The sequence below is a fragment of the Actinomadura sp. CNU-125 genome (assembly GCF_001942465.1).
GTDB lineage: Bacteria > Actinomycetota > Actinomycetes > Streptosporangiales > Streptosporangiaceae > Spirillospora.
This window is the reverse complement of sequence record NZ_MKJY01000235.1, coordinates 1-8413: the sequence shown is the minus strand read 5'-3', so window position 1 is coordinate 8413 and position 8413 is coordinate 1. Positions and strand designations below refer to the sequence as shown.

The window sequence follows — 8413 nt, the reverse complement described above, 5'->3', positions numbered from 1 at the left end:
GCGCCCCGCCGACCAGCCGCCGACCGCGTCGCCCACCGTCACCACCAGCACCAGCAGCGGCACCCACACCGCCGCCACCCCCGTCGACCGCACCACCAACGGCACGTACTCGTCCAACGACGTCACGCCCATCAACACCACCGACAACACCACCGCGCCCCGCACACCCCGCCCGTCCCGAACCTGCCGCCAGCCCTCCCGCACCACCCCGGCGAACGAACCGCCGCCCTCCTCACCGCCCCCGCGCGACTCCGGCAACGCCCACCCCGCCACCGCACCCAGCACGCACACCACCACGCTGAGCACGCCCAAAGCCCGGTAACCGCCCACCGCCAGCACCGGCGCCGCCAACCCCGACGCCGCGACCACCGCCAGCAACGACACCGCCTCCGACCGCCCGATCAGACGCGCATACGCCCCCGCCGCCCCGGCCCGCTCCAACCCCTCGTACACCAGCGCCTGCATCGTCCCCGAACGCAGCGCCGAACCCGCGCCCCACAACACGAAACCCGCCGCGAACGCCGGATACGACGGGACGAACGCCCACAAACCGAACCCCGCACCGGCCAGCAGGGGAGCGATCACCAGCAGCAACCGGCGCGAGAACACGTCCGCCCACAAACCGGACGGCAACTCGAGAAGGAACGTCGTGACCGACCAGATCACGAACAGCGACGAGATCTCGGCAGGGGACAGCCCGGAATCGGCGAACAGCACCGCGTACACCGGGTACAGAACGATGAAATCCTCGAGGAACGCGTAGGTGTACAACCTCCGCGCGAGCCCCGCCTCAGGTGAAGATCAATGTCGTCGTCGCTTCATGCACCGAACCCTACGCCCACAGCCCGGCGGCCGCACCCCCGAATCCGTCCGGACCACCGGGGGAGAGGCACCATGCACGCTCCGGATATCCGTCGACCACGTCCGCGCCGCAGGTCCCGCGGCCGGGGCGGCGAACCGGACACGGGGGAGAGGCCCTCGGCAACGATCGAAGATCACCCGTCGGGGGACGGGGCCGGTCAGGCCCCGGCCGTCCGCCGCCGGTACTCGTCGGCCAGCAACTCCAGCAGCCCGGGCAGCGCCTTCTCGATCTCGTCCCGGCGCAACGTCACGGCGCTGCCGTTCCCGTGCTCGCGATGAACGGTGAGCCCCGCTTCGCGCAGCACCCGGAAATGATGTGTGCGGGTGGCCTTGCTCAGGGGCAGGTCGAAGGAACCGCACGCCCGCTCGGCGCCGGACGGATCGACCGCCAGTTCGGCGACCACCCGGCGTCGGCGATCGTCTCCCAGCGCCCGCAACACCTGACCGAGATCCACTGACCACCCCCATTAGGTACGGTTTGCATCGTACCTCAATCGGCTGCTAGCGCACGACCGCTCAGCGCCGACACCCGGCGACCCGGCCACCGTCGACGCATCCGGTGTGAAACCCCGGGGACCATCGGCGCCGAGGGCGCCGCCTTCGGCTTACTTAACATAATGCTCATTATCGACCATGTCTCGGAGGGCGGCGAGAGGGGCGGAACGACGGGCGCGGACCCGCACCGTCCACGCATCGCCGTGCCCGCGCACGACGCCGGTTTGCCGGCCCGCCCACCCCGTTGACCTCCGGGTCGACGATGCCCGCGCGGCACCGGCGTGTGGACGATGACGGCCAATTCCGCCGGATCGGGATGAAACCGACCGGCGGGCGCGGGAGTCTCAGTCCCGGAACATCCACGACCCGCGACGGAAGGTGACCGTGAGCGAACAACTCGACCAGGTCTTCGGTCAGCTCGTGCATCGCAGCTGGGACCGCTTCTCCGAGGATCTCAAGGCCCGCGAGATCGACGACCTGCTCGTCGGCGCCGTCATCACGGCGGCGGTGGCCCAGGGAAACGCCCTCATCGACCTCAACTCCGACGGCCGGCACCATTACCTCCGGTTCCAGCACCGGCAGCACAAGCACCGGCTGATGTTCGAGCTGACGCACCTGACCGGCGACGTCGCCTCGGCCAAGGTGCTGCAGCACCACGCGTCCGTCACCATCGCCTACGGCGAGTACGTCGAGGACGCGCGGACGGTCTGGCAGGCGCTGAAGAGCGAGGTGAAGAGCGGCTTCCTCGACGTCGGCGAGCCCGGCGTCCTCACCGTCGACGCCGACCTGGGCACCGGCTACGTGTACGTCCAGGTGCCCCTCCTGCTCGACCTGGACCAGTACTTCGCCGATCACTACACGGTGAAGTACCCGGTGTTGCAGGAGCACATCGCCGCCGTCTCGCAGGCCTGCGCGAAGTACCTGCACGGCCGCATCGCCGCCTGAACCGGAGGAACGCCATGCTTTCGCTGATCAACAAGTTCAAGAACAACGCCGAGGCGCGGGAGAGCAAGGACGAGGCGCTCATCGGCGAGATGGTGTTCACGATGGCGCACATGGGGTGCCCCGTCATCGGCATCAAGTCCGGCGGCGACCTGCAGTACGTGCGGTTCAAGCCCGTGGGCGACGATGCCCTCTACAGCTTCACGATCGTGCTGGACCGCAAGACCGGTGACACCGCACTGCAGCAGGCCGTGCTCGGCAGCAAGGCCACGCTGACGTTCGTCGCCGAGGTGAAGAACCACATCGCCGATCCCGACGACCTGGTGGCGATGTTCCGCACCGACATGGCGAACATGCTGCGCAGCCCGTGGTTCGGCGACATCAAGCTCGATCATCAGCTCAACTCGGTGACGGCGACCAAGAAGCAGATCATCGACATCGACGACTACGCGGACGCCGGCGGCGGCGACCGCGACCGTCTGCGGCAGCTCCTCCAGGACACGATGCGGGAACTGCACGAGAAGGTGGCGCCGTACAAGAAGTGACGGCCGGCGGTGGCGCCGGGCCGTCCGTGTGCCGGGCCGGGTGCACGGTGGCTGCGCGCGTCACCGCCGCTCCCCTCCGCGGTGGCCGCCCGCGAAGAGATGCCATACCGGACAGAAGCTGAATTCTGTCCGGTATGGCATTAGGCGCGTATTTTGTTCCGACTCGACCGTTTTTTCGGCGTTCCGCTGCGCCGCACGGTCGGGCGGAACGCGGAGGGCGAAGTCGGCCCCCGGCCGAGGTCGGCCGCCATGGCGGCGCCCGGAAAGGTTCTCCCCTGCCTCGGTCGAAGTTGCGGAGAGGTAGATGTCGGGCCGTGATCACCGAGAGTGATCTTCGGGCGACGTTTCGTCCGGGCCGGTGGGCGTCTCCCCCGGGCGGGTCACGTGGTGGCGCGGCGGCGGGGCTCGAGGGCGCGGATGTAGTCGATGAGGCGGACCCCGATGTCGAAGGCGAGGTCGGGGGTGTCGAGGACGGGGTCGGGCCAGGTCTCGGAGATGCGGCGCCAGGTGGTGCGGCCGAGGAAGGGGCCGGTGACGGGGTCGTCGCCGAGGAGGGGCCGCCAGGTGGGCTCGGTGGTGCGGAGGCGGTCGAGGACGGCCTGGTTGTCGGGTTCGGCGGGGTGTTCGGCGTGGAAGCCGATCTCGAGGGCCGAGGCGGCGGCGCCGGGTGCGAGATCTGCGGGGATGAGCTGCGCTTCGTAGTGTTCGCGTTCGGGCCTCGGGGCGCCGAACCAGGCTTTGAGTCCGTTGTGGCGGACGTGCAGGTGAGGGGTGCCGAGGTCGGGCGGGGTGGCCGCGCGGACGATCTCTGCTGCCTGGTCGAACAGTTCTCGCGCGGTCATGGTGGTGATCTTATGGCGCGGGTGTGACGTTGTTGTTCGGGTGTGCGTGTCGGTGGTGGGCGGTAGCGTCCGCGGGGTGCGTCCGATCGATGTTGAGCGTGTGTCCGTGGGCGAGAGCGTGGACCGGTATGTGGAGATGGTGCGGGCGAAGACGGTGACGGGGGCGCTGGCGCCCGGGACGGCGGAGGTGTACGCGCGGGATGCGGTGACGTTCGCGGCGCTGGCGGGTGCGGATCGGGTGCTGGACGATCTGGCGGGTGCGGACGTCGACGCGGTGCTGTTGAGGTTCGCGCGGAAGCCGGACGGGCGGCGGTCGGGGTCCGGTTCGGTGGAGGCGGCGCCGGGGGGTGCGGTGCAGAGCGCCTCGTCGCAGGCGCGGTTCCGGCGGTCGGTGTCGGCGTTGTTCCGGTACGCGGTGGTGGCGGGGTGGGTGCAGTTGGATCCGATGCAGGCGGTGACGGTGCGGCCGCGGCATCGGGGCGGATTGCGTGCGGAGCGGCGGGCGTTGACGGTGGAGCAGGCGGAGGGGTTGCTGGGTGCGGCGCGTGGGTTGGCGGACGCGGGTGCGGTTTCGGGGCGGCGGGCGGATCAGCGGACGGAGTTGCGGGACGGGTTGATCGTGTTGTTGCTGGCGGCGGTGGGGCCGCGGGTGTCGGAGTTGACGCGGGCGAACGTCGAGGATTTTTTCGTCAATGGGGGGACGCGGTATTGGCGGGTGTTCGGTAAGGGCGGGCGGACGCGGGATGTTCCGTTGCCGGGTCCGGTGGTGGAGGTGCTGGACGTGTACGTGGCGGAGGGGCGGGTGTTGCTGGATCGGGGGCGGGAGCCGAAGGCGTTGTTGTTGTCGTGGCGGGGTCGGCGGTTGGCGCGGGGTGATGTGCAGGGGGTGATCGATCGGGTGCTGGCTCGGGTGGAGCCGGGGCGGCGGCGGAGTGTGACGCCGCATGGGTTGCGGCATACGACGGCGACGCATTTGCTGGCGGCGGCGACGGACATGGACGCGGTGCGGCGGGTGCTGGGGCATGCGGATCTGGCGACGCTGGGGCGGTATCGGGACGAGTTGCCGGGTGAGTTGGAGGCGGCGATGCGGGTGCATCCGTTGTTGGGGGCGGTGGGGTCAGAGCCAGCCGAGTTCGGTGGGTTGGGGGAAGCCGTGCTGCCAGATGCCGTAGGCGGTGAGGGCGATGGCGGCGGGGGCGAACGCGATGATGAGGGTGCGTCCGAGGTGGTGGCGGGTGTGCCATCCCCAGGCGGTGAAGGCGGCGGCGACGATGATGCCCATGAGGGCGGTGCCGCCTTCGAGTGAGTTGGTGGTCCAGGTGAGGCCGGTGGCGAGGGCGGGGACGAGCGCGAGGGGTGCGGGCGGTGCCGGGTGGCGGGCGAGGGCGCGGGCGAGGGCGGCGATGACGAGGGCGGTTCCGGCGTACCAGATGTAGTGGCCGGCGACTTCGTCCCAGAGGTGGACGACGGGGAGGCCGGGGGTGTCATTGCCGACGGAGTTGGCGGCGAGGTGGATGCCGTGGCCTTCGACGTAGGTGATGGCGCCGGTGAGGTAGAGGAGCCAGGCGGTGCGGTCGGCTCGGGCGGTGTGGAGTGCGGCGGCGGCGGTGAGCAGGACGGTGTAGGGGGTGAGGATGTCGACCCAGTCGGCCCAGCGGGTGTGGCCGATGGTGCCGAGGCCGGCGAGGCCGAAGCCGAGGTGGTGGAAGAGGCTGTAGAGGACGGCGCAGGCGGTGAGCCATCGCAGGGGGTGGCGGTGGTGTCGGGTGGTGTCGGGTTCGGTGTGCGGTTGGGCCGGTGTGGCCGGTGGTGTGGTCATGCCCCTCCCCTGGCTTGGATGGGTGTCCATCATGGCGTGGGGAGGGGCGGTGGTACTGCCGAAAGTAGGGGGTGGCGGTGGTCGTTCGGCCGATGTCCCGGGCGGCGGCCGTTCCATAGCGTCGGGGTCCATGGACGGTGTCATGGAACTGGTGCACACGGCTGTGACCTCGCCGTGGTTCTACCTCGTGTTGTTCGCGGTAGCGGTGATCGACGGGTTCTTCCCGGTCGTGCCCAGCGAGAGCACGGTGATCACGGCGGGCGTGTACGCGGCGTCGGCCGGGCAGCCCGATCTGGTGCCGGTGGTGGTGCTGGCGGCGGCGGGCGCGTTCGTCGGCGACCACGTGTCCTACACCGTCGGGCGGTTGTCGGGCGGGCGGCTGGAACGGCGGTTGCGGCCGGGGACGCGGCGGCACGGCGCGTTCGCGTGGGCGCAACGGACGCTGGCCGAGCGCGGCGGGCTGATCCTGGTGGTGGCGCGGTACGTGCCGGGCGGGCGGACGGCGGTGACGATGACGATGGGCGCCGTGGGGTATCCGCTGCGGTCGTTCTCGATGTTCGCGGGGATCGCGGCGGTGTCGTGGGGGTTGTACGGGGCGCTGCTGGGCTATCTGGGCGGGGTCGCGTTCGAGAACGATCCGCTGAAGGGCGTCGCGGTCGGCCTGGGGTTGGCGTTGTCGGTGACGGCGGTGGTGGAGGTCGTCCGTTTCGTTGTGCGTCGGCGACGCGCGGACGGCCGCGAGAGCGGTGGGGAGGACGGTGAAGAGGACGGTGGGGACGCCGCCGGTGGGGAGAACGTGCCGGAGGCGTCTCGGGTGGGGACTTTTCCCGGCGCTTGATCGTCCGACGTGACAGGCTTTGCGTCGAGGTGGCCGTAGGGTGAACTTTCGCGGTCCTGGTGGGGTCTGACTTGCCGGGTGGGCCGCGTCGATGGAGAGGGAGAGGATGCAGGCGCCAGAGTTCAGCGCGGATCTGTACCGGGAGATCGCCGAGTTCGCGCACGGCACGCCGTCGTGGGTGCACACGATGGCCGAGATCGGTACGGACGCGGGGTTGCTGCTGTTCGCCGCGCTGTTCGTGGCGGGTTGGTGGCGGGCGCGCGGCGCGGACGCGCGGGCGATGGGGCTGGCGTTGGCGGCGCCGTTCGCGGTGGTGGCGGCGTACCTGGTGAGCGAGGTTTCGAAGTCGTTCATCGAGGAGGAGCGTCCGTGCCGTGCGGTGGCGGGTGCGATGAACATCGCGGAGTGTCCTGCGCCGGGCGACTGGTCGTTCCCCAGTAATCACGCGACGATCGCGGCGGCTTCGGCGGCGGTGATCGTGGTGGCGTGGCGGGCGATGGCGCCGGTGGTGTTGCCGCTGGCGTTGCTGATGGCGTTCTCGCGGGTGTTCGTGGGCGTGCATTATCCGCATGATGTGGCCGTGGGTTTCGTGTTGGGGTGCGTGGCCGCGCCGGTGGCGGCGGTGGTGCTGGTGCGGGCGTTGGCGCCGCTGGTGGATGTGCTGCGGGGGGTTCCGGTGGGTGTGTTGCTGCTGGGCCCGCGTCCGTCCGGTGGCGGGCTTCCGGGCGCGCGGGGGCCCGCGGTGGTGGGCGGTGCGGTTTCCGGGGGTGCGGCGGAGGGGGCCGTCGGGGCGGAGCCCGACGCGGCGGTCACGATGCCGGACGTCATGGGCGGTGTGGTGCCGCGGCGGGGTCCGCGCGGCTGAGGGTTCGGGCGGTTTTCGCGGCGGAGGCGGGTGACCGTGCTCCGCCGCGGTTCTTTTGTGCGGGTTGGTCGGTGCGGACGGGCCGTGCCGGTGGCGTGCGAGCGTCGCGGGCGCGGCCCGTCCGTGTGTCCTCGGGGGTGCCGAAAGTAGGGGGCGGGCGGTGCCGTTCGGGCACTGCCCGGCCCCTCCCCCGGCTCCTAGGTTCGTGCGGGTGAGAACGGATCGGGAGACACGATGATCAATGTGCGGGGATTGACGAAACGGTACGGGGACCGCGTCGCGGTGGACGGCCTGACGATGGAGGTCGCGGCGGGCCGGGTGACGGGGTTCCTGGGGCCGAACGGCGCGGGGAAGTCCACGACGATGCGGATGATCCTGGGTCTGGACCGTCCTTCGGCGGGCGAGGCGCTGATCGGGGGTCGGGCCTACCGGGAGCTGCCGCATCCGCTGCGGGAGGTGGGGGCGCTGCTGGACGCCAAGGCGGTGCATCCGGGGCGGTCGGCGCGGCGGCATCTGCTGGCGATGGCGCGCAGCAACGGCGTCCCGGCGCGCCGGGTCGAGGAGGTGCTGGCGGCGGTGGGGTTGGAGGACGTCGCGGGGCGCCGGGCGGGGACGTTCTCGCTCGGGATGGGTCAGCGGCTGGGCATCGCCGGGGCGCTGCTGGGCGATCCGGGGGTGCTGCTGTTCGACGAGCCGGTGAACGGGCTGGATCCGGACGGGGTGCTGTGGGTGCGGCGGCTGATGCGGTCGCTGGCCGACGAGGGTCGCACGGTGTTCGTCTCGTCGCATCTGATGAGCGAGATGCAGCTGACGGCGGACCGGCTCGTGGTGATCGGCCGGGGCCGTCTGCTGGCCGACGCGCCGGTCGCGGAGGTGATCGCGTCGAGTTCGGGCAATTCGGTGCGGGTGCGCAGTCCCCGCGCCGGTGACCTGGCGGTGGAGCTGGAGGCGCGGCTGGGTCCGGACGGGGCGCGGGTGCGGCGGGGCGGCGAGGGTGAGCTGCTGGTGGCGGGAGCGACGGCGGAGCGGGTCGGGACGCCGCGCACGCGGCCGGGCTGCCGCTGTTCGAGCTGACGGCGGTGCAGGCGTCGTTGGAGGAGGCGTACATGGAGCTGACCGGGTTCGAGTGTGGAGTACGACGCGGCGTCGTCGTTCGCCGCGGAGAGGGCGGGCCGGTGACCGGGGTGGGGACGGCGGTGGCCGGGA

8 protein-coding genes and 1 pseudogene are annotated in these 8413 nt (G+C 71.2%); 6 read left to right on the top strand and 3 right to left on the bottom strand.

What is annotated here, in order from left to right; genetic code table 11:
* Nucleotides 1-771: MFS transporter (locus tag BJF79_RS25950; RefSeq protein WP_143220169.1), on the bottom strand; the 771-nt coding region annotated here is incomplete at its 3' end.
* 248 nt (nt 772-1019) lie between these two features.
* Entirely contained in the window at nt 1020-1316 is a 297-nt protein-coding gene (locus BJF79_RS25945; RefSeq protein ID WP_075901241.1) for an ArsR/SmtB family transcription factor, read from the bottom strand.
* 424 nt (nt 1317-1740) lie between these two features.
* Here BJF79_RS25945 and BJF79_RS25940 point away from each other — a divergent pair, with 424 nt between their 5' ends.
* Together BJF79_RS25940 and BJF79_RS25935 are read left to right on the top strand one after the other, a co-directional pair.
* A complete protein-coding gene (locus BJF79_RS25940; RefSeq protein WP_143220168.1) occupies nt 1741-2301 on the top strand; it encodes a hypothetical protein in 561 nt (186 codons plus the stop codon).
* 14 nt (nt 2302-2315) lie between these two features.
* Nucleotides 2316-2843, top strand: a complete 528-nt coding sequence (locus BJF79_RS25935; RefSeq protein WP_075901237.1) for a hypothetical protein — start codon at nt 2316-2318, stop codon at nt 2841-2843.
* Nucleotides 2844-3223: 380 nt separating this feature from the next.
* Here the strand turns inward: BJF79_RS25935 and BJF79_RS25930 are convergent, their stop codons facing one another.
* Nucleotides 3224-3685, bottom strand: coding sequence for a hypothetical protein (locus BJF79_RS25930; protein ID WP_075901235.1), 462 nt, complete (start codon nt 3683-3685; stop codon nt 3224-3226).
* 106 nt (nt 3686-3791) lie between these two features.
* Here BJF79_RS25930 and BJF79_RS25925 point away from each other — a divergent pair, with 106 nt between their 5' ends.
* From BJF79_RS25925 to BJF79_RS25905, 4 genes and pseudogenes are all read left to right on the top strand, one after another.
* Complete coding sequence (locus BJF79_RS25925) at nt 3792-4991, top strand: tyrosine-type recombinase/integrase (protein WP_262402591.1); 1200 nt, start codon at nt 3792-3794, stop codon at nt 4989-4991.
* A gap of 655 nt (nt 4992-5646) precedes the next feature.
* Nucleotides 5647-6342 (top strand): DedA family protein, encoded by a 696-nt coding sequence (locus BJF79_RS25915; RefSeq protein WP_083733920.1) that lies wholly within the window; start codon nt 5647-5649, stop codon nt 6340-6342.
* Between the two features lie 187 nt (nt 6343-6529).
* Nucleotides 6530-7207 carry a phosphatase PAP2 family protein gene (locus BJF79_RS25910; RefSeq protein WP_262402590.1) on the top strand — a complete coding sequence of 226 codons (678 nt, stop codon included), beginning with the start codon at nt 6530-6532 and terminating at the stop codon, nt 7205-7207.
* Nucleotides 7208-7441: 234 nt separating this feature from the next.
* Nucleotides 7442-8413 (top strand): annotated as a pseudogene (locus BJF79_RS25905) (ABC transporter ATP-binding protein); the annotation flags it as partial.

Bases quoted from the DNA above. Each gene is read 5' to 3' on its own strand.
- BJF79_RS25935 (WP_075901237.1), top strand. From the start codon at position 2,316: ATGCTTTCGCTGATCAACAAGTTCAAGAACAACGCCGAGGCGCGGGAG.
- BJF79_RS25910 (WP_262402590.1), top strand. From the start codon at position 6,530: ATGGCCGAGATCGGTACGGACGCGGGGTTGCTGCTGTTCGCCGCGCTG.
- BJF79_RS25930 (WP_075901235.1), bottom strand. From the start codon at position 3,685: ATGACCGCGCGAGAACTGTTCGACCAGGCAGCAGAGATCGTCCGCGCG.
- BJF79_RS25915 (WP_083733920.1), top strand. From the start codon at position 5,647: ATGGAACTGGTGCACACGGCTGTGACCTCGCCGTGGTTCTACCTCGTG.